Source organism: Rubrobacter taiwanensis, assembly GCF_004337705.1.
Taxonomy (GTDB): domain Bacteria; phylum Actinomycetota; class Rubrobacteria; order Rubrobacterales; family Rubrobacteraceae; genus Rubrobacter_C; species Rubrobacter_C taiwanensis.
Window position 1 is genome coordinate 286,282 of the sequence record NZ_SKBU01000015.1, and the last position, 26,903, is coordinate 313,184.

A 26,903-nucleotide genomic window follows, 5' to 3' on the forward strand; every position below is an offset into this window, starting at 1 on the left:
AAAGAGCACACAGAGAAAAGCCGGGCGGGTGACCCCGCCCGGCGAAGTATCCGGCTGCGGCTTCTTGCTACGCCGCCCGGTCCGAGAAGCGTTTCAAACCGAACGCCTCCTCCAGAGCCGCTTTGGGAAGCGCGCCCACAACGGCCTTCGGCTGCTCGTTCGGCTCGAAGAAGGCTATGGTCGGGATGCTGGAGACCCCGAACCGACCGGCCAGCTCCGGCTCGGCGTCGACATCCACCTTAGCGACCTTCACCCTCCCCGCATACTCCTCGGCCAGCTGCTCCATCACCGGAGCCACCATCCGGCACGGAGCACACCAAGCGGCCCAGAAGTCCACCACCACGGGAACCTCCGAGCGCAACACCTCTTCCTCGAACGTCTCAGCCGTAACTTCTACCGGTCCGGCCACCGTATTCCACCTCCTCAATTGGATTATTATATGACTATTTGGTTTTACATATTCTATCACGTTTTCGAGTTATGAGCTGCAGGTCGGCACAGGTCTGGAGTGGGAGGATAGGGGGTTTATCTCTCTGTTCAAGCGCGCTGGTGCAAGGGTCGTGCTCGCGCGGGGGTTAGAATCCGGCACAATGACCTTTGTAGCAGGCGCAAAGAGGGGGATCACATGAAGTCTGAGGGCTGGGAGAGGGCCTCCGTCGTTCTGGACGAAGGCATGCACTTCATCGGGGACATAGACGGCTTCCGCATAGACCTTGACGCCCGGGAGAGCTTCGGGGGCCGGGGTGCGGGCGCCGAGCCTCTGCGTCTGCTGCTGCTCGGTGCGGCCGGCTGCACGGCGATGGATGTGATCTCCATCCTGCGCAAGAAGCGTCAGGAGGTAAGCGGGCTGGAGGTAGAGGTACTGGGCAGCAGGGCGAAGGAGCATCCCAGAGTCTACGACCGGGTGGAGCTCGTCTACCGGGTCCGGGGCCGGGACGTAGACCCCCGGGCCGTCGAGAGGGCGATCGAACTCTCCGAGACCCGCTACTGCCCTGCCATAGCGATGGTCGGCAGAACGGCCGAGGTGAGCAGCCGGTACGAGATCGAGGAGGCCTGAGAACGGGAAGCTATCCTGCAGCCCCGTTCCCTGCCCCGCGCCCAACCCGGGTGTCTTTGCCGGCACCCGGACGCAGTCCCTCCCCGGCGAGCTCCGGGCGCTGTGCGACGAGCGAGTAGAGCGCCATCCCGGCCACCATCGCCCCCACGAAGACGAAGACCGCCCCCACGCCGCTGCTCAGAGCCACCACCGCCGGACCGGGGCAGAAGCCCGATATCCCCCAGCCCAGGCCGAAGAGCGCGGCCCCTCCGACCAGCCGCCCGTCTATATCCCGCCGGGCGGGCAGATCAAACCCGCCGCCCAGCACCGGTCCCTCCCGCCGCAGTATCAGCCGGAAGGCCGGGATCGCGACCAGCAGAGCCCCTCCCATCACCAGCGCCAGCGTGGGATCCCAGTCCCCGAAGAAGTCCAGAAAGCCCACCACCTTGGCGGGATTGGCCATCCCGGAGATCGCCAACCCCAGACCGAAGATCACACCGGAGATCAGAGCCACAACTATCCTCACCGATACCACCTCACACCACGTGCCGCAACACGAACACCGTGGCCGCGGCCACCGAGAAGAAGACCACCGTTGCCACAATGGAGCGCCCCGAAAACCGCGCTATCCCGCAGACCCCATGCCCGCTGGTGCACCCGGAGCCCAGCCGGCTGCCGAAACCTACCAGAAGCCCGGCGACGATCAACGCCAGCCCCGAAGCCTGCATGCTCACCTCCACCGGCCCCCCGGCGAACAGCGCATATAACCCGCCCCCGAGCAAGAGCCCCACCACGAAAGCCAGCCGCCAGCCAAGCTCACCGGCCCGCCGCAGCAGCACCAGATTGCCCACGATGCCGCTGATGCCCCCTATGCGCCCGTTGAGCCACAGCAGGAGCACAACGGACAACCCTATCAAGAGGCCCCCGATGAAGCCGCTGACCGGCGTAAAGTTCTCCACAGATCTCACCCTCCTTGTAAGACTCGAATACGGCCCGTCCCTCAATTTAACATTACATGACGATTCAGTAAAGTAGTGTGCGGGAGCATTACGGCGGTGTACCGCCGGGTTTTCTGGAGCGTCTGCGGCGCAGGGCTGCGGTGAGGATGGAGGCGGCGATCACCAGTCCGAAGACCACGAGCAGCAGCTCCACATGCCGGGGTGCGTGTTCTCCGAGGTAGGAGTAGACGAAGGTGGCGGGGCTCATTCCGACCACGGTGGCGAGCAGGTATCCCCGGAAGCCCATACGCGTGAGGCCGGCTGCGTAGGAGACCGCGTCGAAGGAGACTATGGGGATCAGGCGTGCCACGAGGACCGCGTAAGCTCCCCGGTGTTCGAACCAGGCATCGGCGGCTTCGAGGCCGGATCTGCCGACGAAGATCTCGACCGGTCTGCGGCCCAGGATGCGGGAGATCCAGAAGCAGATCGAGCCCCCGATGGCGGCGCTGACGAGGCTCAGAAGGCCGCCCTGGAGCGCACCGAAGGCGAGGCCGTTGGCGAACGTTATCACGAAGGCGGGCAGCGGCGCGAAGACGGCCTGGAGGATCATGATCAGAGCGGAGATAATGGGGGCCCACACGCCGTAGGAGAGGATGTAGTCTCTCAGGCCCTCCACATCTCCCCGAGCCAGCGTATTCGCGACGAGCTGGACCTCGCTCCGGATGCCGGGGAAGAGTAGATAAGCTCCCCCGGCCGCACCGGCGAGCGCCAGGAGCGAGACGATCCGCATCTGATTAACGCTCAATCTTCGAAGACTTAGCGACACCCTATCTCCCCCGTTCCTCTCCGGAGAGGCTCGAATACACCGTCAACCAGGCGGGGCACCACCGGCAAGGTATCCTCTTCGAGGCAGAGGGTCAGATCCGCCGCGTGACCCAGGCGCTTCAGCCGGCGGGCGGCGCTGGCCCGGAGCACGTCGCTCTTCGGGCGGGCCCTGTACATCTCCGCCGCCCGGCGAGCGCGCCCGTCCAGCCTCACCCCCCGCTCGCACAGCCGGTGCAGTATGGCTCCGGCGGCCATCTCGTCCTCCAGGGCCCGCTTGCCTTTCCAGCCGCAGCCGACGACCGCGACCTCCGGGCCGTGGCAGAGCAGCTCTCCGGCCAGAGCGGTGGCGTTCACAAAGGCTCCGGTGAGCAAAACCGGAGCGCCATCGGCGGCATTGAGGACTCGTGTCCCGTTGGTGGTACTCAGGACCGCGGTCGCTCCGGGGCGGAGATCGGCCGTGATCAACTCCGTCGGCGAGTTACCGAAATCGAATCCGGCAACCCTGACGCTGCCCCGCTCTCCGATCCTGTAGTCCGCCTCGGCTCTCGCCGCCTGCTCGAGCGAAGCCACGGGAACGACCCTAACCCCCCGCGAAGCCAGGACACAGATGCTGGTGCTGGCCCGGAAAGCGTCGACCACCGCGACGGCCGCCCCCGAGCGAGCCGCCGCCCGAGCACCCGCCGCTCCGGCCGCGAACCGCGCTAACACGGCAATGCCCCCACTCTCGATGAGCCGGACCTCGTGACATGCCGGTCACCCGGACCCGCAGCACATGCCGGTATCAGGAGCAAGCAGCCCCCCGCGGAGTGCCTCCGGCTCCGGCCAGCTTAGTCTGGTCCAGAACCGGCACGTTCTGATGAGGGAGCAGCAGCACGGCCGGACCTCCGGCCTCAAGCGCTGTCTGCGAGGCCCCCGAGGCCTCGCTGGCATCGGCCGGTCTTGCGACGTGGTTGCCGTTGTAGATGTAGATGAGCTTGCCGAGTCCCAGCTGTCCGGCGAGGGAATCCGAGCAGCTGGCTATCTTATGGCCGGGACGGTTGCAACGTTCGGCCAGCGCCATCCCGACCCCGTTGGCGAAACCCTGTCCCAAGGGTCCGGTGGTGGTCTCAACGCCCGGTCTTTGTCCGTACTCCGGGCGTCCCGGGGGCTTCGAACACGGCCGCCTGAAGTCCTCCAGCGAGAGCTCGTAGCCGGTCAGGTGCAGGCCGAAGTAGAGCAGCATAGAGGTACGCCCGGCGGAGAGGACGAGCCGTTCCCGGTCCGGCCAGGCGGGGTTGTGCCGGAGAAACCTCATGTAGATAGTGTAAGCTACCGGCGTTAGCACCATGGGCGTGCCCGGATATCCGGATTCGGCCCTCTGAACTGCGCCCATCGCAAGCGCGCGGATGGGTCGATCACAAGCCTCTCCGTATCTGAGGTCGGATATAAGCAGCAGGATACGGCCTTCGAAGGCGCGGCGATCGCCCCCCTCAGCCGCGCGCCGGCTCCCGGGCGGCCCCCCTGAAGCGCTCGCACACCCGGAACAAGTACTCGCAGAACCTCTCCTCTGCCGGGGTCATCTCCGCGGAGGGGTGCCGGATCAGGGTGAACCGCCGCGGAATCTCAAACCCCTCCGCCACCGCGAGCCGCCCGGCCTCCAGCTCCAGTTGAACCGCGGCCCGAGAGAAGATCGAGAACCCCATCCCCGCCTCTATGGCTTCCTTGATCGCGCTCGTGCTCCCTATCTCCATCTCGACCCTGAGCTCAACGCCCAGTTCTGAGAGAGCGCGCTCCACCACCTCCCGCGTCCCGGACCCCTTCTCCCGCGAGATAAACGGCTCCTCGGAGAGCTCCTCCGCCCGCACCCCGCCGCGCGCCCACCGGTGGCGCGGCGGCACCACGACCACCAGCTCGTCGTCCAGCAGCGGAATGCCCTCCAGCGACTCCGGATACCACTCGCCCTCGATCAACCCGAAAGCAAACCTCCCCCCGGCCACCAGCTCCGCCACCTCCCGCGTGTTTCCGACGAACAGATCGGGGAGCGTGCCCGGAACCTTCTTGCGAAATCCCCACAGCCACTCTGGCAGCAGATGCTCCCCCAGAGTCGAACTGGCCGCAAACCGCAGCCGCATGTCATGCTTGCTCTTGAGCGTGTGCAACACGTACTCCAGAGCCCGAATCTCATCCAGAACCTTGCGCGCATGCCGGTAGAGCAGCTCCCCCTCCCGCGTCGGCTCAACCCCGCGCCGCGAACGCTCCAAAAGCAACACCCGGGCTTCCCGCTCCAGCTCCGCCAGACGCTCCGAAACCGAAGGCTGCGAAAGATACATCCGCCGCGCCGCCCCAGAGATCGTACCCTCCTCGACCGCCGCACAGAATGCCTCAAGAGACCTTAGCTTCATCACACCCTTCTGCCGATCAACCTCGCGGTACTCAACTCATCGTAAATATACTGAGTTTCTATATTACCATCCAGTCATAGTAAGCGTCCACGGTCCTGGAAGCTCTATGGGCAGGCGTTTATAGGATTGATGTAACATTCATATTGACCCGGATACGTCCTCTTCTATGATCTGGATCACGGGATCGGGTGGGTGACTACGTGCTGGCCGGTCTTTCTCTGCTGGCTTTCCGGCAGTGGCCGGCCTGGAGGCGGAGATCCAAGACTTTGAGGCCGGGGCTTGAGGATGCGGTCGGCGGACAGTAGCCAGTATTCTGGGGCTGCCGGTGTTCGTGATCGCCGGCCCCTACCTCTCCAAGTATTTCAGGGAGCGCTGGCTGGGGATGGTTCTGGCCATCGTTCTGCTGTACGTGGGGATAGGGTATCTCTTCGGCGGTATCATCAAGGGTGCGGCCGGGATCCGGATCATCTAGAAGCTAAGGGAAGGATCGTACGGAGGTCATGCAGAAGAGAGGCAAAAAGACCATAGTCTTCGGGGGCGGAGGGCATGCGCACCTCTACTCGCTCCGGCGCACGCACGAGCTGACCGCGCAGAGGTTTGAGGTCGTGCTCGTCAACCCGAGCCGCTTCCTCTACTACTCGGGCATGGCGCCGGGGATGCTCTCCCGTATCTACCGCCCCGAGGAGGGGCGGATAGACATCAAGTATCTGGTAGAGAAGGGCGGCGGGCGGTTCGTGAAGGACTATCTGACGGAGATACACCCGGATTCCGGGGAGATCTCGCTCGCCGGCGGGCGGACGATCCCCTACGACGTCATGAGCCTGTGTTTGGGCAGCGGGGTGCCCAATCAGGACTTCGCCGCCTCGATAGATCACCTCACGCCCGTAAAACCGGTCGAGAACATGGAGAACCTCTACTGGAAGCTGCGCGGCTTCGAGGAGTGGAACGGGCGGCCCAGGGTTCTGATCGTGGGCGGCGGCCCTGGCGGCTGCGAGATGGCCTGCAACTGCAGGAAGGTCTTCGAGGACCACGGGATAGAGGGCCAGATCACGATCGTCGACGCCAACCCGGAGCTTCTGAAGAGCGCGCCCGGGAAGGCCCGGCGCATCATGCGGGAGTTCATGCAGCGGCGCGGCATAGAGGTGCTTACCGGAACCCGGGTCGTGAAGGTGGAGGACGGCGTGGCCCACACTCAGGACGGGCAGCGGCTGCGCTTCGACCTGCTCATACTGGCCGTAGGCATCAAACCCCCGGACATCTTCCGAAAATCGGGGTTGAAGGTCGCTTACGACGACGGGTTGTGGATCAACGAGCACCTTCAGAGCGTCACCGATCCCCGCATCTTCGGCGGCGGGGACTCGGTCGCCTTCAGGGGCGAGCCGCTCACCCGGCTCGGGGTCTTCGCCATCCGGCAGGGGCCGGTGATCTTTCACAACCTGCAGGCTTTCCTCCGGGGTGAGCCGCTGAAAAAGTTCCGCCCGCAGCCCGTCTTCCTCTATATCCTGAACCTCGGCAACTACGAGGGGCTGGCGATCTGGGGTCCTCTGGTCTGGAGCGGCAAGCGGGCCTGGGACCTCAAACACTACATAGACACCAGGTTCATGCGAAGGTTTCAGTATCCGGAGGACCGGCCGGGAGAGGTGGCCGAGTACTTCGAGCGCCTGAGCGAAGAGGACGTATGCGACGTGGGGGTGAACATAGAGAGTCCCGGCGCCCTGCGGGCGGCGACCGGCGGCACCCCGTGTTCTGCAACGGACGATGTCTCCTCGCTGGCGCGTGAAAAAGCGGCCGGCGGCGTCCCGCTCGGCTACCGCAAGCGGACCCGGCGCGGCGGGCACATCCCCTCCTCCACGTGGCTCAACTGGAAGCGCTCTCTGAGACGGGACAACACGATGAAGCCTGCCGCCGAGCTGCGGGAGATGTTCGACCGGGCCGGCTTCGACCCGAACGGGGAGCTAATAGTCTACTGCCAGAGTGCGGCCTGCTCGGGGCACCAGCTCTTCGCGCTCAAGCTGCTCGGCCACGACAACGTGAAGAACTACGACGGGTCCTGGAAGGAGTGGGGCAACAGCGAGCTGCCCATACAGACCCGTCCCGACCGCCTGACGACCGTCGCGGACGCCGCCAGACCGTACGCCGCCGGTGTCCTGGGGCTGGCGGTTCTCTGGATGGCGGCGAGGCGGCTGCGGCGGGGGTAGGAAGCAGGGGGTCTGGGTGTACGATCTCGTGGTGATCGGGGGCGGGACGGCCGGGCTGGTCTCCGCCGCGGGGGCAGCTTCCATGGGTGCCAGAACGGCGCTCATCGAACGCGACAGACTGGGCGGCGAGTGCCTCCATTACGGCTGCGTCCCGACCAAGGCCCTCATAAGAAGCGCAAAAGTCGCCCACACCCTGCGCCGCGCGGAGGAGTTCGGGATGAAGCCCGTAGAAGCGGAGGTGGACTTCCCGGCCGTCATGCGCCGGATGCGGCGCGTGATCGGTGAGGTGGGCCGGCACGACTCTCCGGAGCGGTTCCGAGCACTGGGGGTGGAGCTGTTTCTGGAACAGCAGGCCAGCTTCGAGGCGCCGGACGAGATCTCGGTCGACGGCCGCAGCCTGCGGGCGAGGAGCGTAATCCTGGCCACGGGCTCCCACCCCGCCGTCCCGCCGGTAACCGGTCTCAGGGAGGCGGGGTACATAACGCACGTGGAGGCGCTGGAGCTAGAGCGCCTGCCGGAGTCCCTGATAATAATCGGGGCTGGACCCATCGGGTGCGAGTTCGCCCAGATCTTCACCCGCTTCGGCTGCCGGGTGAGCCTGCTGGAGGTGCTCCCCAACCCGCTGCCGCGGGAGGACCCCGAGATCTCCGTCACCCTGCGCGACCGCCTGGAGGCCGAGGACGTGAGCTTCCACGGCGGCCGGCGCGTAATAGAGGTCCGCAGGACCGGGAGCGAGAAGGCCGTGATCAGCGAGAACGACCGCAGAGAGCGGCTGGAGCTGCGCGCCGAAGAGATCCTGCTCGCCACCGGGCAGCTCCCCGCCGTGGAGGGGCTGAACCCGGAGAACGCCGGCATCGAGCTGCAGCGGACCGGCGTGAGGGTGGACGCCAACCTGCGCACCACCGCCCCGGGCGTCTACGCCGCGGGCGATGTGACCGGCAAGTATCTCTTCACGCATGTGGCCGAGTATCAGGGGCGGCTGGCGCTCAGGAACGCCCTCTTCCCCCTGGGCAGCCGGGCGGACTACCGGGTGGTGCCCCGGGTCACATTCACCGACCCGGAAGTCGCGCGCGTGGGGCTTACGGAGCCCGAAGCCCGCCGGCAGCACGATAAGGTGAAGGTCTTCCGCTACCCGTTTGCGGATCTGGACCGCGCCATCGCCGACGGGGAACCGGAGGGGTTCGTGAAGCTGGTGGCGGACCGGCGCGGCAGGATCCTGGGCGGACATATAATCGGGGCGGGCGCGGGCAACCTCATTCAGGAGATCACCCTCGCCATGCACAGAAACATCCCGGTGGGCCAGCTCTCGCAGACGATCCACGCCTACCCCACCCTCTCCGAAGGGGTGAAGCGCGCCGCGGATATCTACTACCGGGAACTGCTCTTTACCGGCAGGAACAGGAGGATCTTCGAAACCTTCTTCAAGCTCCGCAGACTCCTTAACCGCTACGGTCCCGGCAGAAGAGGATAGAGGAGGGAGGATTTTGAACCGGAGGCCTCCTCTACCAGCACACGTCCTCGCCGGTCGGGCCCGGTATCCCGGAACGCCGGGGCACCGTCGAGCCCACCGGTGGGCTGGGGCGCCGGTGAAAGCCGGCCCGTTAACTTCGGTCCATGGGCTCCGCAGCCGGGCATTCAGCGCACGTGCCCGGGTAAATCCGATAACGATATACATAAACCTGATGACCGGATGCGGTTCTCCACTCCGCGGCGGACTTAGAATGTATGTGTTACTTCGCGGAAGGAGAGGAGGGTCAGGATGCCTGACGTTCGCAAGCTAGCGGCAGCGGGCGGAGCCTCGCTGGCGCTGGCGGGGACGACCAAGCTGGCTCAGGAGAGGCTCAAGCACGACGTCCGGGGGCGCGTGGTGATCGTCGGGGGTGGAACTGCGGGCATCTCCGTCGCGGCGCGGCTCTGCCGGGAGATCAAGACCCCGGATGTGACCGTAGTGGAGCCGTCCGGGATTCACGCCTACCAGCCGGGATGGACGCTGGTCTCTTCCGGCGTGTTCGGCAAGGAGCACTTCATCCGGAGAGAAGAAGACTTCATCCCGAGGGAGGCAAAATGGGTCAGGGAGCGCGCCGTGGGCTTCGAACCGGAGCAGAACCGCGTCGTGCTCGAGAGCGGCAGGGGGCTCGGCTACGACTATCTGGTGGTCTGCCCCGGCCATCAACTCAACTACGACAGGATCGAGGGTCTCAACGGCAACCTCGGGAAGAACGGGCTCGTCAGTAACTATACGGCGGACGGTGCCGAGCAAACCTGGCGGGCGATCCGCGAATTTCGGGGCGGTACGGCGCTCTTCGCGGAGCCGGCGGGCCAGATCAAGTGCGGCGGAGCGCCGCAGAAGATCGCCTACATGGCCGATTCCCACTGGCGGAGGACGGGCGTGCGGGACAGGATAGACCAGAAGTTCGTGACCGGTAAACCCGCCATCTTCTCCTCCCCCTACTACCGTGAGGCCCTCGAAGGGGTGATGGAGCGCAAGGGGATCGAGCGCATCCTGGAACACGATCTCGTCGCCGTCGACGCCGCGAAGAAGGAGGCGGTCTTCGCCGTCAAGAACGGAAACGGGGAAGTCAAGCACAAAACACTCTCTTATGACCTGCTGCACTTCTGCCCCCCGCAGAGCGCCCCGGACTTCGTCGCCGAGAGCCCGCTCGCGAACGAAGCGGGCTACGTGGAGGTCGATAAACACACCATGCAGCACGTCCGCTACCCGAACGTATTCGCGCTCGGAGATGCCAGCAACCTGCCAACCTCCAAGACGGGAGCGGCGATCCGCAAACAGGCCCCCGTCCTGGTCCACAACCTGATCCGGGCCATGCAAGGCACCGATCTGAAGATAGATTCTAAAGACTACCACGGCTACTCCTCCTGCCCGCTGGTGACCGATTACGGCAAGATGATGCTGGCCGAGTTCGACTACACGCTCAAGCCGAGACCCACCTTCCCGCCTTGGGATCACGACTCGCGTAAGGAGACCTACCCTAACTGGATCCTCAAGACCCGGATCCTGCCCGCCGTCTACTGGCACGGAATGCTCAAAGGGCTGGCCTAAACCCCATACCCAAAGGGCCCTTGATCCCCGCACTTCTGGCCCAGGCCGAGCGCAGTGTCGAGGAGGTGGCGTCCCGGACGGGTGTTTCGGTGGCGGTGGCGTCCCAGCATCTGAGGAACCTTCGCGCCGCCGGCATGCTCATGACGCGTCGGGAAGCGCAGCGGGTCTACTACCGGCTCGCGGACGAGAGTGTGTTCGAAGCGTTGCGGGCCGTACGGAGCGTCGGGGAGCGGCGGCTGGCGGAGGTTGAGCGCCTCATCCGGGCATATCTCCACGAACGGGACTCGATGCGGGCGGTAAGCGCCCGGGAGCTTCTGGAGCTGCTCAGGGAGGATGCGGCGGTTGTGCTGGACGTCCGTCCGGAGGAAGAGTACCGGGCTGGGCACATAGCCGGGGCCCGTTCGGTACCGCTGGAGAGGCTGGAGGAGTACCTGTGCGACGCGCCGGAGGAGATCCGGGAGAAGCAGATCGTCGCCTACTGCCGCGGACCTTATTGTGTGTTCTCCGACGAAGCGGTGAGGCTGCTAACCGGGAAGGGCTACCGGGCGAGCCGTCTGCTGGAGGGCTTCCCGGAGTGGCGCGCTGCCGGGCTGCCGGTGGAAGAGTAGGGCGGTAGAGAGTGGGAGGATGAAGGGAGAAGACCTCCACGAGGCGCAGCTTGGTCTGAGAGAGAACCTCCTCCAGTTCTCGCTGCTGGTCGTGATAAACCTCTTTGTCGGTTCTATGGTGGGGCTAGAGCGCACGGTCCTGCCGCTTCTGGGCAGCGAAGTCTTCGGTCTCGCCTCGGCGAGCGCCGCGCTCTCCTTCATAGTCAGTTTCGGCTTCACCAAGGCGCTCGTGAACCTGGCAGCGGGTGCTCTGGCCGACCGCTTCGGCCGGCGGAGGATCCTCATCTTCGGCTGGGGGGTGGGGATCTTCGTGCCGGTGACCGTCATCGCCGCCACCGCCTGGTGGCAGATAGTGCTGGCTAACGTTCTGCTCGGGGTGAATCAGGGCCTCACTTGGTCCATGACGGTCAACATGAAGATGGATCTTGCAACGCCGCGGGAGCGGGGGCTGGCTCTGGGGCTCAACGAGTTCGCCGGTTACGCCGGGCTCGCGCTCGCGAGCGGGCTCTCCGGGCTGGTGGCCGCGGAGTATTTCTTGAGGCCCGAGCCCTTCTACCTCGGCATAGCCTTTGCGCTGGCGGGCCTCGGCCTGTCGGTCGCCGTCCGGGACACCGGAGAACACCTGAGGAGTCAGGTGAGCCGGGGAGTGGGGCTCTCCGAAGTTGATGAGAAGCTCTCCCCGCGCGAGATCATCTCCCGCACCACCCTCACGGACCCCACCCTATCGAGCTGCAGCGTCTCGGGCCTGACGACGAATCTCAAGGACGGCATGGCCTGGGGCCTCTTCCCGCTGTACTTCGCGGCGGCCGGGCTTGCGGTCGAGCGCATCGGGCTCGTGGTCGCCGTCTACCCGGCCGCCTGGGGCGTCTTCCAGCTCTTCACCGGACCCTTGAGCGACCGTCTGGGCCGCAAGTGGCTGATCGTCTCGGGGATGCTCGTCCAGGCAGCGGCGCTGTGGCTGATCCTGCTGGCGGACTCCTACGGTCCCTGGCTCGCGGCCTCGGTATTGCTGGGCCTCGGAACGGCCCTCGTCTACCCGACGCTGCTCGCGGCCGTGAGCGATGCGGCCCATCCCTCCTGGCGGGCCTCCTCGCTGGGCGTCTACCGGGCCTGGCGGGACTCCGGCTACGCGTTCGGAGCGCTGATCGCCGGGGCACTCGCCGACCTCTTCGGGGTAGCGTGGTCCATCGGGCTCGTGGCGCTCCTTCCCCTGGCGGCCGGCATTATAGCTGCGGTGAGGATGGGCGAAACCCTGCGCTCCGGTAGATAGCCCGCCGAGAGGCACGTTGTACGAACCACGAATGTGCGCCGAACCCATACTCCCCGGAGGTCCCGACATCCAGGTTCTCCGCGCCCGGCAGGTGCCCCCGCTTGTACTCCCACGGCTCCCGCACGTCTACCAGACGTGCTCCCCGGTTCCGCCACTCCTCCAGCTCCCCGGGCATCACGTCCGCGTAAGCAGCGTTATCCAGCATGTGCCAGACCTCTCCCTGCTTAACCTCTCAGGCGGAGGCATGCCGCGCCGCCGCGGCCCTCCAGGCGTCGTATCCTCCCTCAAGCTCCAGCACGTTCTCGAAGCCGGAGGCCCGCAGCATGCTCGCCACCACCGCGCTGCGCGCGCCGCTCTGACAGTGAGTGATTATGGTCCTTCCCTCCTTGGGCAGCCGGCCGAGGTTCCACAGGACCCGCCCGCCGTGCAGCTGGTTTGCACCGGGTATGTGGCCGGCGGAGAACTCGCCCCTGGCGCGCACATCGAGTATGTAGGGGGCCTCCAGCTCCTCCAATCTCCCGGGGGAGACCGTCGGAACGGGCTCCTTCTCCACGCCCTCGAGGTTCGTGACGTAGCCCTCCACGTTATCGATGCCGACGTAGGAGAGCCTGTCGCGCAGGCGCCGGGCATCGGCCTCGTCCCGGGCGAGCAGGACGATGGGCCGGCCGTCCTTCTCCGGATCTATGACCCAGGCCGCCCAGCTCGCGAAGCTCTTGCCGCCGGGGACGTGGAGAGCGCCGGGTACCGCACCCTCGAGATAGGCATCCAAACCCCGGGTGTCGATGAAGATTATCTCGCCGGCTCGCAGCTTCTCCTGCATCTCCCGTGGCTCGTAGTGCCTGAGCACAGGCCGCCGGCCGAGCAGGGCCGGACCGCTCTTGTTCTGGCGCTTCATGCGTCCGAAATACGCCGGTGCATCCGGCTGACCCTCGAGCAGGGCCTCCACGAAACCCGCCTCGTCGTCTTCAGCTATGTACCGGGACCACCAGGCGAAGGTCCGCTCGTAACCCACCGTAGAGACCGGGACCGCCCCAAGCGCCTTGCCGCACGCGCTCCCAGCCCCGTGCCCGGGCCACACCTGCACGTAGTCCGGAAGGGTGAGGAACCTCTCCTTCAAACTGATAAACATCTGCTTCGCGCCGATGTAACGCGTGTCCCTCCCGCCGGCGGCCTCGTCCAGGAGATCCGGACGCCCCAGATCCCCCACGAACACGAAGTCGCCGGTGAGGATATAGCCCGGCTCGCCGGCCGCTGCCCCGTCGGTGATCAGGAAAGAGAGATGCTCCGGCGTGTGACCGGGCGTGTGCACGGCCCGCACGAGGATGTTGCCAACCTTTATCTCATCCCCGTCGCGAAGCCTCTCCCCCTCAAAAGCATACTTCCAGCCCTCATCGCCCTCATCCGAGAGGTAGAGCGCAGCCCCCGTGGCAGCAGCCAGCTCCCTCGAACCCGAGAGATAGTCGGCGTGTATGTGCGTCTCGGTCACGGCTACTATCCGCATGCCGTTGCGCCCGGCCAGCTCCAGATAAACCCCAACGTCCCTCCGGGGATCGACCACTATAGCCTCCCCCGTAGCCTGACACCCTACGAAGTAGCCGGCCTGAGCCAGATCCTCGTCGTAAACCCTCTCGAAGAGCATCCCGGAAACTCCTCCTCTGTCTTAATCAACTCTTTTGCTGCTCTTTTATATCACCGTATGGTGATCCAGTCAAACAAGTTATGAGCTATCTCTTCGGGGTTCAGACCGGCGATCATTTTCCATACATTCGGTGGCCGGGGTGGGTACAAGATCAGGGCGCAGTTCACTCCGGCTACGGCCGGGGCTCCATCGGGCGGCGCAGGAGCCTCAATGTGCTCCGCCCGGTTCGGGGACTCCGGTGTCGAAGAAGAGTTCTGCCACGCCGCCGTAGATGACGTAAGAGGCGGCGATCAGCAGCACGGTCACGAAGATGGCCCGGGTTCGGTGCTGGGGCAGGCGGTAAGCCAGCCAGGCCCCGACTTGGGCCATGATCACCCCGCCGGCCAGCAGCGGCAGCAGGATCGGGAAGTCTATGTTCCCCAGCCGGTAGTGCGCCGCCACGCCGGAGAGGGCCGTGATCAGGACCCCGAGCAGGTCCGACCCGATCGCCACCGGTATGGGGACGAGCATCCACATCGTGACCAGCGGCACCATGAGAAACCCGCCCCCGACCCCGAAGAGCCCCGAGGCGAAACCGACTATGAGCCCGATCACCACCCCCTTGCGCACATCTACATAGTAGGTGTAGCTCCGCCCGTGCAGCTCCCGCACGCGCCTGAAAGAGAGCCAGCGCCCCCACCGCCCAGAGATCTTCGGCTCCTTCACTTCCCGGTCCTCTACCCGCGGCCCGAAGAGAAACCACAGCGCAACCCCGACTATCAGGAGGCCGAACGCTATCGTCAGAACGGCCCCCTCGAGCGCCGCGGCCACCTCGGCCCCGGCCTGAGCCGAGACCGCCGCAGCCAGCACGATCGAAGCCGCCAGAACCACATCCACCGTTCCCTGCCGCAGGTGCCTCAGGGCTCCCGAAGCCGCCGTAACCGCTATGTAAGCCAGGCTCGTCCCTATCGCTACCTTGATGTCCAGCCCCACCAGCGTCAGCAGCGGTACCAGAACGAACCCACCCCCCACCCCCAAAAGCCCCGAGAGAAGCCCCGTAACCGCCCCTATGGCCAGAAGCTCCAGAATGTGAGCCCAGGAAAACGGATCCCTCAGCACGGCCGGTCCCCCTTGTAATGTAACTCAAAAGTCACCGTTTGATACATTGGAAAGAATATCACCGAAGAGGCATATAGTGTGCCGGCGGGTTATAGGAGATACCTTTAACTATGAATCCGTTCTCTTTGACGGGGGGTGGCGCATCTCCTTCAGGAGCGCGAGGGACTCCAGGGCCTCGCGGGTAGTGGCGAAGCGGGCCATGTCTCCCAGGCGGGTGGGCCAGCCGGCTCGCTCTATCTTCTCTCGCACGGAGGGATTCATACCGGAGAAGAGGATCTCCATCCCCCGTTCGCGGCAGGCGAAGACCATCGATTCGAGCGTCCCGATGGCCGTCGCATCTATATCGCTTACGGCGCGGCAGCTAACGACCACATACCGGGTCTCCGGCCGTTCCTTGATCCGGGCGGAGATCCACTGCGAGAGGTAGTTGGCGTTGGCGAAGTACAGCGGGGCCTCGAAGCGGGCGATCAGGACCCGGGGGTGCGTCACGACGCCCCTGCGCCGGACGTCCAGAAAGGCGTCGTTCTCGCGCGAGTAGCCCAGTTCGGTTATCTGCGGCCGGGCCGAGCGGTGGACGAAGGCCAGCAGGGCGAACAAGACCCCCAGCATCAGGCCCTCCTCCACGCCGATGAGCAGCGTTGCGCCGCGCAGGAGGCCGAGCCCCAGCTGCATGGCCCCGGCCATCAGCGCGAGCAGCAGGGCCAGCCCCAGATATTCGCCGCTCTCGGGTTCGGCAATCGCCGAGAGTCCGGTGAAGGTCAGAAGCGAGACGATCGCTGCCGGCCCCACGGAGAGGTGGCGGGAGGAGCCGAAGAAGGCGTAGACGACCATCGGCACCGTGGAGGCGTAGAGTCCCGCTATCGGGGGCAGCCCGGCCAGAAGGGCGTAGGCCATGCCCTGGGGCACCAGCATCACGGCCAGCGTGACACCGGATACGAGATCCCGTACCAGATCCCGGCGCTCGTAGCGGGGCAGCCAGCCTGCTATGGGGAGCAGGTCCCCCGCACGCCGCAGCGCTTCACGTCTCCCCGTCCGGGGCGCGCCCTCTATTTCTTGTCAACCAGGTAGACCTCCCGGGCCGGCCGGTAGGGCCTGTCGAAGACCTCCGGGCGCCGGAGGCCGTTCTTCAAGGGGCCGGGGCGGGTCATCGCAAGCCACCGGCGGTAGACCTCCAGGCTCCTGGCCGTATCCACGTAGATATCGCCGTAGCGGTCTCCCTCGCGGGCCTTCTCCACGTAGACGGCCTGATGCCAGCAGTGCATCCCGCTTATCGGATCGGGGTGGACGGGGAAGGTGAGGTTTTGGTGCACTCCGCCGTCACTCCAGAAGATACGCCGGGTGTCGGGATCGGAGCTCTCGTAGGGGGCCGGCCCTTCCAGCTGCCGGAGTCTCCAGCCGCCCTCCTCCCGCGTGATGTCCACCAGTGAGTTGCTCCAGCGGTCCGCCCGGTCCTGCTTCCTGCGCCACCGGCCGAGGTGGTGCGAGCAAGCCACGACCCCGGGGGCGATGCCTTCGGTCACCCAGGCGTGGTTTACCGAGTAGCCGATCTCGGTCACAACGCGCACCAGATCCCCGGTCTCTATCCCGCGCTCTCCGGCGTCTTTGGGGTGTATCCAGAGCGGGTTCTTGTTGGAGATCTCGTTCAACCACTTGGAGTTGCCGCTGCGCGTGTGGATGAGGGTCGGCAGGCGGAAGGTGGCGTTGAGGACGAGCTGTCCTTCCTCCAGGTTCTCCGGGTGCACGTGGCTCTTGATGTAGCCGGGGGTGGCGTGCTCCGGCCATCCCCAGGCCGCCATGGTCGGCGACCATATCTCCAGCTTGCCCGAGAGCGTGGGGAATCCCTCGCGCGGCCTGCCCGCAACCTGCACCCCCACGTGCGGGACGAGGCGGTTGGCCCGGATCACCCCCTGCGTGCGGCTCTCCTCGGTGGTGAGGGTGCCGTCCTCCTCGAGGCGCGCTCCCCTGACCTCCTCCTCGGAGAGCTCGCGCATGTTGCGCTCGTAGACTTCGTGCTGGATCTCGAACGCGCCGTAGCGGCGCATGTACTCCAGCGGCGAGAGCCCCTCCTCGGCGGCCCGTTCCGGAAGCCCGGGCACGGCGTTTTCGAAGATCCAGCGGTAGTACTCCTCCACCGTGAGCTTCTCTCCGGGCCGGTAGGGGCTCTCGAAGTGCTCGCGGATGCCCATCGAGCCGTCGGGGTCTATCCTCCAGGAGAGCTCGATCCAGAACTCATCGTCTTCCCACACCTCGCCGGGGTTGACCTCGTAGGTGTAGGTAAACTCCTCTCCCCGCCGGCGCGCCGCCTCTCTCAGTACGGGCTGCCTGAAGGAGAGCCACTTGCCCGAGTGCGTCTCCTGACTCATCAGGTCGTGCCGCTCCGGACCGTGCCCGAGGGGCAGCACGTAGTCCGCGAAGTAGGCGGTCTCGTTCCAGGTGGGGGTTAGGGCCGCGTGGCAGCCGATGTACTCCTCGTTCGTGAGCGCCTCGATCCATGCGAAGCCGTCCGGGTAGGTCCACACCGGGTTCAGCACGCGGGAGAAGTACACCTCCAGGCGGCCCCTGCCCTCCATCAAGAAGTAGGGCAAGAGGAAGCTCATCTCGTACTGGGCCAGCGGATATTCGTCCGGGTAGGTGAGCCTGTTCCACGCCTTCTGCGGCGGGGCCTCCTTCCAGAAATGCGGCAGCCACTTGTTCCAGCCGTTGGGGTTGGTGCCGCCGCGCCGGCCCCAGCTCCCGGTCAGTACGTTCAGGAAGACCAGACAGCGCGAGACCTGCCAGCCGCCCAGATTGGCCGCGGCCGCCGCCCGCCAGTTGTGGGCGGCCACGGCCGGCCGGGCGTGGCCGATCACGCGGGCGACCTCTACGATCTTCGCCGCCGGGATGCCGCACTCCTGCTCGGCGTACTGCGGCGTGAAGCGCGCGTAGTCCGCTCTGAGCGCCTCGATGAAGTTCTCGAACGTCCGCTCCCGGTCCGGATGCAGCTCCCGCATGTACTGGGGCCAGTTGGTCCAGTCCCTTATAAAATCCGCATCATAGAGCTCCTCGCGCAGGATCACGTACGCCATCGCCAGCAGCAGCGCCGGCTCGGTGCCGGGCCGGGCAGGCAGCCAGTAGTCGGCCATCGCAGCCGAGTTGGAGAGGCGGGGATCGATGACGATGAGCTTCGCACCCTTCATCTTGCCCTCGATGATCCTCTGAGCGTGCGGGTTGAAGTAGTGGCCGCTCTCCAGATGAGAGCTGACGAGGATGGTCGCCCGGGCATTGGCGTAGTCGGGCGAGGGCCGGTCGAAGCCGCCCCACAGTTGGTAGCCGAAGCGCCCGGAGCTGGAGCAGACGTTGGTGTGCGAGTTGTGGGCGTCCACGCCCCACGCCCTGAAGACGCGCTCCATATGCTGGTGCTCGAAGCCGGGCCGTCCGACGTGGTACATCACCTCGTCGCGCCGGTCCTCCCGGATGGCCTTCCGGATACGCGCGGCGAGGTCTTCGAGCACCTCCTCCCAGGAGACGCGCTCCCACTCGCCGCCGCCGCGGGGCCCCTTGCGCTTCATGGGGTAGAGCACCCGCTCGGGGTCTTTGACCTGGTTTATGGTCGCCGGACCCTTGGCGCAGTTGCGCCCGCGGCTTCCCGGGTGCAGCGGGTGCCCCTCGAACTTCCTTATCTCGCCGCTCTCTCTGTCTATGTAGGCCAGAAGCCCGCAGGCAGCCTCGCAGTTGAAGCAGACGGTGGGCACGATCTGGTAGCGCCGCTTCTGCCGCCGCGTCCAGCCGCGGGCCTCGTACTCCTCCCAGTCGTCCCACTTCCGGGGCGGCGGGTAGTCGACGAGGGCCGAACCGGGGACCAGACGCTCTGGCTCCTCCCCGGGCTGGTCGACGTTCGGGATCACCCCGAGCTTCGTGGCTATCCGCTCGATCAGGGACCTCTCGGGCTCTTTTCTGAGTGCCATTCTCTCTCCCTCCAGACTCTCTCAGGCGAGCGGGATGAGCTGCGGAGCCTCAACCCAGATATGCTCGGTTATGAGTATCCCCGCCAGGGCCAGAACGCCGGCCAGCGCGACGAGCCCCGGTACAGAGAGGAGGCTCCCGGCCAGAGCGAGCGCGATCGGCACGAGCGTCCCCAGCACCACCGAACCACCCCAGAAGAGAGCCCTGTAACGGCCTCTGTAGATCATCTCCGCCGCCCGCTCGGCGTCGCGGTCCGGATGCCTCACGCCCAGCTCGGCCCAGAACACGAAGAGCCCGACCAAGAGCCCCAGAACCAGAGTCGGCTCCAGCGCCACCCGCAGCGGCTGCAGACCCGGTACGAAGAACGAAGCGAGATAGAGCGCCGCCGCGCCGGCCACCGCCGCATGAGCGGCCATGTGCACCGGCAGCGCCGGGCTCTGCCAGAAGCTGCGCCCCCTGGCCTGCGCGAACAGGAACGCCGTGTACACCGCCGTCGCGGCCGCCAGGATTACGAGCGGCCAGCTCAGAACCGCCGTCGCAACGCCGCCGGCTCCGAGAAGCTCCAGCACCGCCCACAGCGCTATAACCCCGCCGAACCCGGTGATTATGTACGCCCCCTTCACCAGCCAGCTCCTCCACTGCGGCCGCAGGAGCACGTAGTGGAAGCGGTCGGGGCGGTCGAGGTCCAGGATGAGCAGGATGCCCGTCAGCGCCATGAACACGAGCCCCAGAACGGCCCCGGCCCACAGCGCGGAGCCGGCCACCCCAAACCCGAGTCCGGCCGCCAGGAACGGTATCGCGACCGCCCCGGAGGCTACGGCCTTGGTGAAGACGTACCCGGGCACCTCCTTGCCCCACATGACACCCTTGTTGGGCTCGTCGTAGGTGCGCCGGGCCCGCTCCGGCTGCGGCGCGGGCGGCGGATCCACCGAGTCCCTGCCGGGCTTCGTGCCCAGAGGGATGACGCCCTGAACCACCGAAGCGCTCCCGCCGCGCCCGTTCGGGGCGTGGTGTCCCACCCCGCGACGCTGATTGGACCACATGTAGTCCGATTGCACGGGCGCGTCCTCGGGCGTGAGCGCCGCCTCGTCGCCGTTGATGTAGAAGAGCTTCGGCTTCGTGCCCTTCTCCGGACGCCGGGCCGTCACCTTCTCACGGGCCAACAGCTGGCTGATCTCGCTCGCGGGATCGTCCATGTCGCCGCTGATGATCGCGTGCTCCGGACAGACGTTGACACATGCCGGCTCGAGGCCCATGTCTACCCGGTGGGCACAGTAGTTGCACTTGGCCGCCGTGTGGCTCTCGGGATCTATGTACAGCGCGTCGTAGGGACACGCCTGAGTGCACGCCTTGCAGCCGATACACCTCTCCCAGTTGAAGTCCACGATCCCATCTTCGCGCGTGTACAGCGCGGTCACCGGGCACGCCTCCACGCACGGAGCATCCGCGCAGTGGTTGCAGCGCATCACGTGAAAAGCCCGCTGGGAGTCCGGGAACTCCCCCTTCTCGATGTATTTCACCCAGGTGCGGTTCACCCCAACGGGAACCTCATGCTCGGCCTTGCACGCCACCGTGCAGGCGTGACAGCCGATGCATTTGCGGTTGTCTATGATGAACCCGTAATTGGTCACATCCAGACGCTCCTTCCCGGCAAACGGTCTCTGTGAGATGATGCTAGCAGCTCGCAAAAAGGAATTTAATAAGCAAAGTCCAAGGACACCATCGGTTCAGGCTATGGAACCGGGGCACATACGTGCATCCCCTTTGGTTATAATCCCGTCTGACAGGACGGCCGTGGTTCGGGAGGAGAATGTTCGGCAGGATTCTGGTGGCGGTCGACGGCTCCGAGGCTTCCGACAAGGCGTTGAGGCGCTCGATTCAGGGGGCCAGGATACTCGGCAAGGAGCTGCACCTGATCAGCGTCTCGGAGCGCTCGGCGTTCTTCGGGGCTTTCGGCGGGGGCGGCGAGGAGGAGAATCTCTTCCGGCGGGGGATCGAGCGCGTCCTGGAGCGGGAGCGGGCCATAGCCGAGGCGGCCGGGGTGGAGATCGCCGGGGTGCACATCTTCGAGGGGAATGCGGCCGAGGAGATCGTGCGCCACGCCGAAGAGACCGGCTACGACTACATCGTGCTCGGGCGGCGCGGCGAAGGGTTGGCGATGCGCTTCCGGCTCGGCTCCACGACGCACAAGGTGGTAACCTACGCGCCCTGCCCGGTGGTGGTCGTACCCCGCCGGGAGGACCCGGAATCCGATCTGGGCCGGATCCTGGTAGCGGTAGACGGCTCCGAGTCCTCCGACAAGGCGCTCGCCCGGGCGATCGAGCTGGCCGCGGCCTGGGGGCGGTCGCTGCACGTCGTGGCCGTGGCCGAACGGCTGCCCGCCTACGTGACGACCTCCGGAGAGGCCGACGTAGCTACCGAGCACCAGCGGCGCAACCTCTCGCGCGTGCTGGAGAAGGCCGGAGACAGAGCCCGGGCAAGCGGGGTCGAGGTGGAGGCCACACACCTGCTGGACGGCAACCCGGCCGATGCCATCGTCGGTCTGGCCGAGAAGATGGGCTACGACTTCATCGTGCTGGGCCGCCGCGGGCAGGGGCTCTCGCGGCGCTTCCGGCTGGGCTCGACCACCCACAAGGTCATCTCCTACGCCCCTTGCATGGTCGTGGTCGTCCCGCGCAGAGACCCGCCGCGGCCGGACTCCTAGCTCCGGAGCGCCCGCCAGCGCTCGAAGGCGGCCCCGAACTCCCGCCCGTACTCTTCGGAAGGCCCGCCGATAGAGACCGCGGCCCGCCCCTCCGGAGGCAGCCCCCCGGGATAGGAGAGCGAGATCTTGCTGTACCTGCCGCCCCCATGCCCGATATAACACTCGGGGCGCGGCAGATGCTCCTCCGGGGTCAGCCCCAACCGCTCCAGCACGGCGTCGGCCGCCGTGCGCCCGGCCGCCGACGCCGCGTCGGCAGCGCGCGGCAGCGGAGTCGCCGCCGCATCCCCGACGACGAAGAGCCCTCGCTCGGAGGTCTCGAAGACCGGAGAGACCTCGACGACCGGAGCCCCTCCGGGCAGCTCTCTTAACAGCGGAGAGCGGCCGTGCGGCGGCACCGCAAGCGCGAGATCGTAGGCCAGACTCTCACCGCCGGCCGAGCGCAGCTCCCGGCCATCCGCCGCTTCCAGATCCAGCTCAAACCCCGTCGCCAGCTCCACGCCGGCATCGAGCAGCGCCCCCCGGATAAACCCGGAGACCCGCTCGCCGAGAGCGGCCAGCGGCTCCTCCTCCGGCGTGACCATAACCACCCGGATCCCTCCCCGCCCAAGCGAACGGTAGAGGTGAGAGAGCTGCATGGCAAGACCGTAGGGCGCCGGCGGACAGCGGTACGGCAGCGAGGATATGACCACCGCAACCACACCCTCCCGCAGCTCCCGCACGGCGCCGGCAGCCCGGGCAGCCCCGGCAGGATCCCAGAAAGCGTGCAGGCCGGGCCGCCGGGACAACGCCCCAGTCTCCAGATGCAGCCCCGGAGCGGCGATCACCGCATCAGCCTCCACTCGCCCCCCGCCGGAGAGCTCAACCCCGCCCCCGCAAAACCCCACGGCCTCGCCCACAACGAAGCGAACGCCCTCGATCCTAACCCCGGCACTCCAGTCATCTGCCCGCGAATCCCCGAGAGCCACCGGCACCGTGCCCGGTAGATACCAGACCCTCTCCTCCCGCTCGATAAGCACCAACTCCAGCCGGCCCCCGGCGCGCTCCCTGAGACGCCGGACCGCAGCCACGCCTCCAGGCCCCGCACCCGCTACCACAACCCGCCCCTCAAGACTCATCCCCGCATACACCTCCCGGCTCGTCCGGTCATAGCGCTGGAGATACTTCAGGATACTATATGCCGTTATGACCGCGCAGCGATGCAGTGGTACAATGATAAAGTACACAAAGCAGGTAGGATTTGAGAGGCAGAGCAGCACATGGTGATGAAGCAGAAAGAACAGCTCTCCGAGGCTGCGCTGGAGATGATCGCGGCCCGTTTCAAGATACTCTCGGAGCCCATGCGCCTAAAGCTCGTCTACGCCCTGATGGACGGGGAGAAGACGGTCTCGGAGCTCATACGGGAGACCGGCGGCCTGCAGGCCAATGTCTCGAAGCATCTCGGGATCCTGCTGGACGCCGGGATCGTCCGCCGCCGCAAGCAGGGCCTGCACGCCTACTACCGGGTTGCGGATGAGTCCATCTACGCCCTCTGCGATCTCGTTTGCAACTCCCTCCAGCACAGGCTCAGGACGAGTCTCAGGTCCCTCAACCCCGACCGGCGCTGATCCCGAACCATCCGGGCGGCTGCGGCAGATCCTCAACGCGGCTTCGTCCTGATCTCTGCTGCGACCTCCATGGGCATCCTCCGGTCCATCTCTCGGCAGAGATGCTCGGGGCGAGTAAGGCGCCAAGAGGAGTTGGGGGGTCTGATACTTCGAAGATTCCGCAGAGCCGTCTTGAGTCTCCGCGGCAGATGATATAACTTCCGTTCGCCCGGCTATGGAACAGCTCATACAGCAGATAGTGGCCATCATCCGGTCCATACCGGACTCTCCGCGGGGGCTGCTGGAGTTCATAACCTACCTGTTTCTGGAGCACGGGTACCTGGTCGTTTTCGTCGGGACCTCGCTGGACAACTTCGGTCTGCCGGCCTCGGGGGACATCGTGATGCTGGCCGGGGGCTGGCTGGCGAACACCGAGCGGGCCGAGCTCTGGCTGGTGATGCTCGTCGGAGGGCTCGGCGGCGCGTTCTCGGACAGCGCGATGTACTGGATCGGGCGCATCGGCGGCCGGACGCTCATAGAGCGGCTCTCGAAGACCCGCATCCTCTCCCGCATCTTCGACCTCCGGCACCTGGGCCGGGTGGAGCGGTACTTCGCCGAACACGGCGGGAAGACCCTGCTTCTGGCCCGGTTCGGCGCGGGGCTGCGCAGCGCCACCCCCCTCTTCGCCGGGGTGAGCGGGATGAGATACACCTACTTCCTCCCCTTCAACCTTCTGGCGGTCACGGTCTGGGCCCTCACCATCCCGACCGCCGGGTACTTCTTCGGGCAGTACTGGAGCGATCTGGTCGAGGCCGCACGTTCGGCCGGATTCGTGTTCGTCGCCCTGGTGCTGCTGCTCGCCGGTCTGTACGTCTACCGCCGTTACCGGGTCAAGCGCAGCCGCAGGTAGCTCAACCGGCCGCGAGCCTCAGGGCCGCTTCCACGGCCTCCTCCGGAGTCCCTGCTACCGCCACGTGCCCGCCGAGATCCCAGCTCCTGAGCACCACCACCGGCCGGCCGGCCTTCCTGGCCAGCCCGATCTCCGAGAGCGTGCCGTACTCGCCGCCGACCGCGATCACGGCGTCCCCCGAGCAGACCACGGCCAGATTGCGGGCCTGGCCGGTCCCGGTGGGGACGGAGTAGGAGAGGTACGGGTTGGCCCGGCGGCGGTCCTCGTCGGGCAGGATGCCGATGGAGGGGCCGCCGGCCTCGGCCGCGCCGCGGGCAGCGGCCTCCATAACGCCGCCCAGCCCTCCGCACACCACGATCCCGCCCGCACCGGCCACGAGCCGCCCGACCTCCCGCGCGAGCCCGTACAGCTCTCCCGAAGCGGTGCCGGAGCCCACGACCGAGATGTACGGCCCGGCGCTCAAGAGACCGGGTAACGCTCCGTCCGGCCGAGCAGGTACTCAAGGAGCCGGATCGCCCCGCCCTTGCTCAGCGGCTCGTTCCAGTTGCCGCACTTGGGGGACTGGATGCACGACGGGCAGCCGCTCTCGCAGGGGCAACCGGAGATGGTCCTCAGCGTCTCCCCGGCCAGCTCCTCGAAGACCTCGTACCCGCGCTGCGTGATCCCGGCCCCGCCGGGGTAGCCGTCGTAGACGAAGATGGTGGGCAGCCCCGTCTGCCGGTGCAGCGGCGTGGAGAGCCCCCCGATGTCCGCCCGGTCGCACATGGCGTAGAGCGGCAGGAGCCCGATGGCACCGTGTTCGGCGGCGTGCAGCGCCCCGCCGAAGCTCTGGAAGCTGGGCCGCCCGGGCGGCGGGGGGAGCGTGATCCACAACGCCTGCGTGTCGAAGGTCACGTCCGGCAGGTCCAGCGGGAAGATGCCCGCGACGCGGCCGTCGGAGACCCGGATCTTCTTGTAGAAGGTGACGGCGTCCGTGACCCGCACCCTGCCCCAGTGCAGCTCCGCCCCTCCGGCGAGCTTCCGGCTCATAAGCCCCCGCAGAACCTCCACGTCCGTCTCGACACGGGGCTGGGTGTAGAAGCGGTTAGCCACGCGCCGGGCGAGCGCCCGCCGCAGGGGGAGGTCCAGCTCCTCTACCTCGTACGCCCGGCCCCGGTGCAGGTAGGTAGCCCCAGGATGCAGCTCCTTCAGCGCCCGAGCCTTCTCGGAGGTCCCGATCACCTCCCCCTCCTCGTCCGCGACCAGCACGGTCTCCGAAGAGGCCGACCGCAGGGAGATGTTCTGCGCCGGAGAGGAGCTTCCCGCGTAGTGTGCCCGGCCCCCGCTCTCGACCAGAGCCCCGCCCCCGACGAGCTCTTCCTTAAACCGCCCGTACTCCGGGCCGAAGTACCGCCCGTCTTCCTCCTCCAACGGGGCCTCGTGCGCCGCCGCCAGCAGGTGCGGCGCGAGGATGTAAGGGTTCTGCAGCGTAACCCTGGCGGCCTCCACCCGCCGCCCCAGCACCCTCTGCGGGTTCTCGTAGAGGTACTGGTCCAGGGCGTCCTCCCCGGCGATGTATACGGCGAGCGCCGGGTTCCGGCCCCGCCCGGCCCGGCCCCACTGCTGCCAGATGGAGGCCACGCTCCCCGGGTACCCGCAGCAGACCACCGCGTCCAGAGAGCCCACATCCACCCCCAGCTCCAGCGCGTTCGTGGAGACGACGCCGAGCAGCTCGCCCCTGAAGAGCCGCCCCTCTATCTCCCGCCGCTCCCGGACGGTGTACCCGGCCCGGTAGGGCGAGATGCGCCGCGCCAGCTCCGGCCCCAGCCGGTCGGCGGCGTAGCGGTAGATCAGTTCCGCGCCCTTGCGGCTCTTGGCGAAGGCCAGCGTGCGCACTCCCTGGCTCACCAGCGCGGCGAAGACGTGCGCCCCTTCGGTGAGCAGGCTGCGGCGCTTGCCAGACTCCCTGTCCAGCAGCGGCGGGTTGCGAAAGACCACCCGCCGCTCGCCGGCAGACGCCCCGTCCCGGTCCACCAGCGCGAACGGCTCCCCCACCAGGCCCTCGGCCAGCTCGGCGGGGTTCGCTATGGTGGCGCTGGTCAGGACGAAGGTGGGGTCCGAGCCGTGGATGTTCGCCACGCGCCGCAGCCGCCGCAGCACGGCCGCCACGTGGGAACCGAAGATCCCGCGCAGCACGTGCGCCTCGTCCACGGCGACCAGTTTCAGATTCCGCAGGAAGTCCGCCCAGCCCTCGTGATTGGGCAGGATGCCGACGTTCAGCATGTCCGGGTTGGTGAGCACGATGTTGGCCCGCCGGCGCACATCGGCCCGGAGCGCCTGCGGGGTGTCGCCGTCATAGGTGGCGGCGCGGACACCGCGCAGCCCGAGCCGCTCTATCTTCCCGAGCTGATCCTGCGCGAGCGCCTTGGTCGGGTAGAGGAAGACGGCGCGGTCTGCCGGCCGCCTTAGGGCGTTCTCGAAGGCGGGGATCTTGTAGCAGAGGGATTTGCCGCTCGCCGTCGCCGTAGCGACCATGACGTTCTGCCCGCCCCGCACGAGCTCGATAGCCTCCCGCTGGTGCGCGTAGAGCCGCCGGACGCCGAGGTTCTCCAGGGCCTCCTTCAGCTGCGGGTGCAGCGGCGGCAGATCCGCAAGCTCGGGATCGCGCGGCGGCATCTTGGCCACGGTGCGCCCCAGTCCCTCTATCTGATGCAAGGCGGGGACGCTCAAC

General features: G+C 66.7%; 25 protein-coding genes and 1 pseudogene. 10 read left to right on the forward strand and 16 right to left on the reverse strand.

Going from position 1 to position 26,903, the window contains the following annotated elements:
- Nucleotides 1–67 precede the first annotated feature (67 nt).
- Nucleotides 68–469 carry a thioredoxin gene (gene trxA / locus E0L93_RS09120; RefSeq protein WP_279387469.1) on the reverse strand — a complete coding sequence of 134 codons (402 nt, stop codon included), beginning with the start codon at nt 467–469 and terminating at the stop codon, nt 68–70.
- 156 nt (nt 470–625) lie between these two features.
- On the opposite strand from trxA, the gene E0L93_RS09125 reads away from it, so the two are divergent.
- Nucleotides 626–1,057 carry an OsmC family protein gene (locus E0L93_RS09125; protein ID WP_132691123.1) on the forward strand — a complete coding sequence of 144 codons (432 nt, stop codon included), beginning with the start codon at nt 626–628 and terminating at the stop codon, nt 1,055–1,057.
- 10 nt (nt 1,058–1,067) lie between these two features.
- Here E0L93_RS09125 and E0L93_RS09130 read toward each other — a convergent pair whose 3' ends face one another.
- The 6 genes and pseudogenes from E0L93_RS09130 to E0L93_RS09155 all read right to left on the reverse strand — a co-directional run bounded on the left by E0L93_RS09130 (nt 1,068) and on the right by E0L93_RS09155 (nt 5,180).
- Entirely contained in the window at nt 1,068–1,562 is a 495-nt protein-coding gene (locus E0L93_RS09130) for a DUF6691 family protein (protein WP_132691125.1), read from the reverse strand.
- 10 nt (nt 1,563–1,572) lie between these two features.
- A complete protein-coding gene (locus tag E0L93_RS09135) occupies nt 1,573–1,995 on the reverse strand; it encodes a YeeE/YedE family protein (protein ID WP_132691127.1) in 423 nt (140 codons plus the stop codon).
- 88 nt (nt 1,996–2,083) lie between these two features.
- Entirely contained in the window at nt 2,084–2,779 is a 696-nt protein-coding gene (locus E0L93_RS09140) for a TVP38/TMEM64 family protein (RefSeq protein WP_132691129.1), read from the reverse strand.
- A gap of 11 nt (nt 2,780–2,790) precedes the next feature.
- Nucleotides 2,791–3,507 (reverse strand): 2-phosphosulfolactate phosphatase, encoded by a 717-nt coding sequence (locus tag E0L93_RS09145; protein WP_165874272.1) that lies wholly within the window; start codon nt 3,505–3,507, stop codon nt 2,791–2,793.
- 232 nt (nt 3,508–3,739) lie between these two features.
- A pseudogene (locus tag E0L93_RS09150) lies at nt 3,740–4,231 on the reverse strand (transketolase); the annotation flags it as partial.
- Between the two features lie 37 nt (nt 4,232–4,268).
- Complete coding sequence (locus E0L93_RS09155) at nt 4,269–5,180, reverse strand: LysR family transcriptional regulator (RefSeq protein ID WP_132691135.1); 912 nt, start codon at nt 5,178–5,180, stop codon at nt 4,269–4,271.
- 325 nt (nt 5,181–5,505) lie between these two features.
- On the opposite strand from E0L93_RS09155, the gene E0L93_RS15815 reads away from it, so the two are divergent.
- The 6 genes from E0L93_RS15815 to E0L93_RS09180 all read left to right on the forward strand — a co-directional run bounded on the left by E0L93_RS15815 (nt 5,506) and on the right by E0L93_RS09180 (nt 12,317).
- Nucleotides 5,506–5,652, forward strand: coding sequence for a hypothetical protein (locus E0L93_RS15815; RefSeq protein ID WP_165874273.1), 147 nt, complete (start codon nt 5,506–5,508; stop codon nt 5,650–5,652).
- A 28-nt stretch (nt 5,653–5,680) separates the two neighbouring features.
- Complete coding sequence (locus E0L93_RS09160) at nt 5,681–7,378, forward strand: FAD-dependent oxidoreductase (protein WP_132691137.1); 1,698 nt, start codon at nt 5,681–5,683, stop codon at nt 7,376–7,378.
- A 16-nt stretch (nt 7,379–7,394) separates the two neighbouring features.
- Nucleotides 7,395–8,849: a dihydrolipoyl dehydrogenase family protein gene (locus tag E0L93_RS09165; RefSeq protein ID WP_165874274.1), complete on the forward strand. Its 1,455-nt coding sequence runs from the start codon at nt 7,395–7,397 to the stop codon at nt 8,847–8,849.
- Nucleotides 8,850–9,137: 288 nt separating this feature from the next.
- Nucleotides 9,138–10,439: an NAD(P)/FAD-dependent oxidoreductase gene (locus tag E0L93_RS09170; RefSeq protein WP_132691141.1), complete on the forward strand. Its 1,302-nt coding sequence runs from the start codon at nt 9,138–9,140 to the stop codon at nt 10,437–10,439.
- 20 nt (nt 10,440–10,459) lie between these two features.
- Nucleotides 10,460–11,047: an ArsR/SmtB family transcription factor gene (locus tag E0L93_RS09175; protein WP_243638170.1), complete on the forward strand. Its 588-nt coding sequence runs from the start codon at nt 10,460–10,462 to the stop codon at nt 11,045–11,047.
- A 19-nt stretch (nt 11,048–11,066) separates the two neighbouring features.
- Nucleotides 11,067–12,317 (forward strand): MFS transporter, encoded by a 1,251-nt coding sequence (locus E0L93_RS09180; RefSeq protein WP_132691145.1) that lies wholly within the window; start codon nt 11,067–11,069, stop codon nt 12,315–12,317.
- On the opposite strand, the gene E0L93_RS16590 is transcribed toward E0L93_RS09180, so the two are convergent.
- The 6 genes from E0L93_RS16590 to nrfD all read right to left on the reverse strand — a co-directional run bounded on the left by E0L93_RS16590 (nt 12,271) and on the right by nrfD (nt 20,627).
- On the reverse strand, nt 12,271–12,522 hold the full coding sequence (locus tag E0L93_RS16590) for a rhodanese-like domain-containing protein (RefSeq protein WP_207890396.1): 252 nt from the start codon (nt 12,520–12,522) through the stop codon (nt 12,271–12,273). The genes E0L93_RS09180 and E0L93_RS16590 overlap by 47 nt on opposite strands.
- 27 nt (nt 12,523–12,549) lie before the next feature.
- On the reverse strand, nt 12,550–13,956 hold the full coding sequence (locus E0L93_RS09190; protein WP_132691147.1) for an MBL fold metallo-hydrolase: 1,407 nt from the start codon (nt 13,954–13,956) through the stop codon (nt 12,550–12,552).
- A gap of 207 nt (nt 13,957–14,163) precedes the next feature.
- Nucleotides 14,164–15,054, reverse strand: a complete 891-nt coding sequence (locus E0L93_RS09195) for a sulfite exporter TauE/SafE family protein (RefSeq protein ID WP_132691149.1) — start codon at nt 15,052–15,054, stop codon at nt 14,164–14,166.
- A 108-nt stretch (nt 15,055–15,162) separates the two neighbouring features.
- Nucleotides 15,163–15,966 (reverse strand): sodium-independent anion transporter, encoded by an 804-nt coding sequence (locus E0L93_RS09200; protein ID WP_132691151.1) that lies wholly within the window; start codon nt 15,964–15,966, stop codon nt 15,163–15,165.
- Between the two features lie 134 nt (nt 15,967–16,100).
- Nucleotides 16,101–18,998: a molybdopterin-dependent oxidoreductase gene (locus tag E0L93_RS09205; protein ID WP_132691153.1), complete on the reverse strand. Its 2,898-nt coding sequence runs from the start codon at nt 18,996–18,998 to the stop codon at nt 16,101–16,103.
- Nucleotides 18,999–19,019: 21 nt separating this feature from the next.
- A complete protein-coding gene (gene nrfD, locus E0L93_RS09210; RefSeq protein ID WP_132691155.1) occupies nt 19,020–20,627 on the reverse strand; it encodes an NrfD/PsrC family molybdoenzyme membrane anchor subunit in 1,608 nt (535 codons plus the stop codon).
- A gap of 179 nt (nt 20,628–20,806) precedes the next feature.
- Between nrfD and E0L93_RS09215 the strand changes: the two genes are divergently transcribed.
- Nucleotides 20,807–21,700 (forward strand): universal stress protein, encoded by an 894-nt coding sequence (locus tag E0L93_RS09215; RefSeq protein ID WP_132691157.1) that lies wholly within the window; start codon nt 20,807–20,809, stop codon nt 21,698–21,700.
- Here E0L93_RS09215 and E0L93_RS09220 read toward each other — a convergent pair.
- Nucleotides 21,697–22,815: a pyridine nucleotide-disulfide oxidoreductase gene (locus E0L93_RS09220; protein WP_132691159.1), complete on the reverse strand. Its 1,119-nt coding sequence runs from the start codon at nt 22,813–22,815 to the stop codon at nt 21,697–21,699. The genes E0L93_RS09215 and E0L93_RS09220 overlap by 4 nt on opposite strands.
- Nucleotides 22,816–22,962: 147 nt before the next feature.
- Between E0L93_RS09220 and E0L93_RS09225 the strand changes: the two genes are divergently transcribed.
- Together E0L93_RS09225 and E0L93_RS09230 are read left to right on the forward strand one after the other, a co-directional pair.
- A complete protein-coding gene (locus tag E0L93_RS09225; protein ID WP_132691161.1) occupies nt 22,963–23,304 on the forward strand; it encodes an ArsR/SmtB family transcription factor in 342 nt (113 codons plus the stop codon).
- A 214-nt stretch (nt 23,305–23,518) separates the two neighbouring features.
- Complete coding sequence (locus tag E0L93_RS09230) at nt 23,519–24,193, forward strand: DedA family protein (protein ID WP_132691163.1); 675 nt, start codon at nt 23,519–23,521, stop codon at nt 24,191–24,193.
- A 1-nt stretch (nt 24,194) separates the two neighbouring features.
- On the opposite strand, the gene E0L93_RS09235 is transcribed toward E0L93_RS09230, so the two are convergent.
- Together E0L93_RS09235 and E0L93_RS09240 are read right to left on the reverse strand one after the other, a co-directional pair.
- Complete coding sequence (locus tag E0L93_RS09235; protein ID WP_132691165.1) at nt 24,195–24,656, reverse strand: TIGR00725 family protein; 462 nt, start codon at nt 24,654–24,656, stop codon at nt 24,195–24,197.
- Entirely contained in the window at nt 24,653–26,902 is a 2,250-nt protein-coding gene (locus E0L93_RS09240; RefSeq protein WP_132691167.1) for a DEAD/DEAH box helicase, read from the reverse strand. The genes E0L93_RS09235 and E0L93_RS09240 overlap by 4 nt, the downstream gene beginning before the upstream one ends.
- Nucleotide 26,903 lies beyond the last annotated feature (1 nt).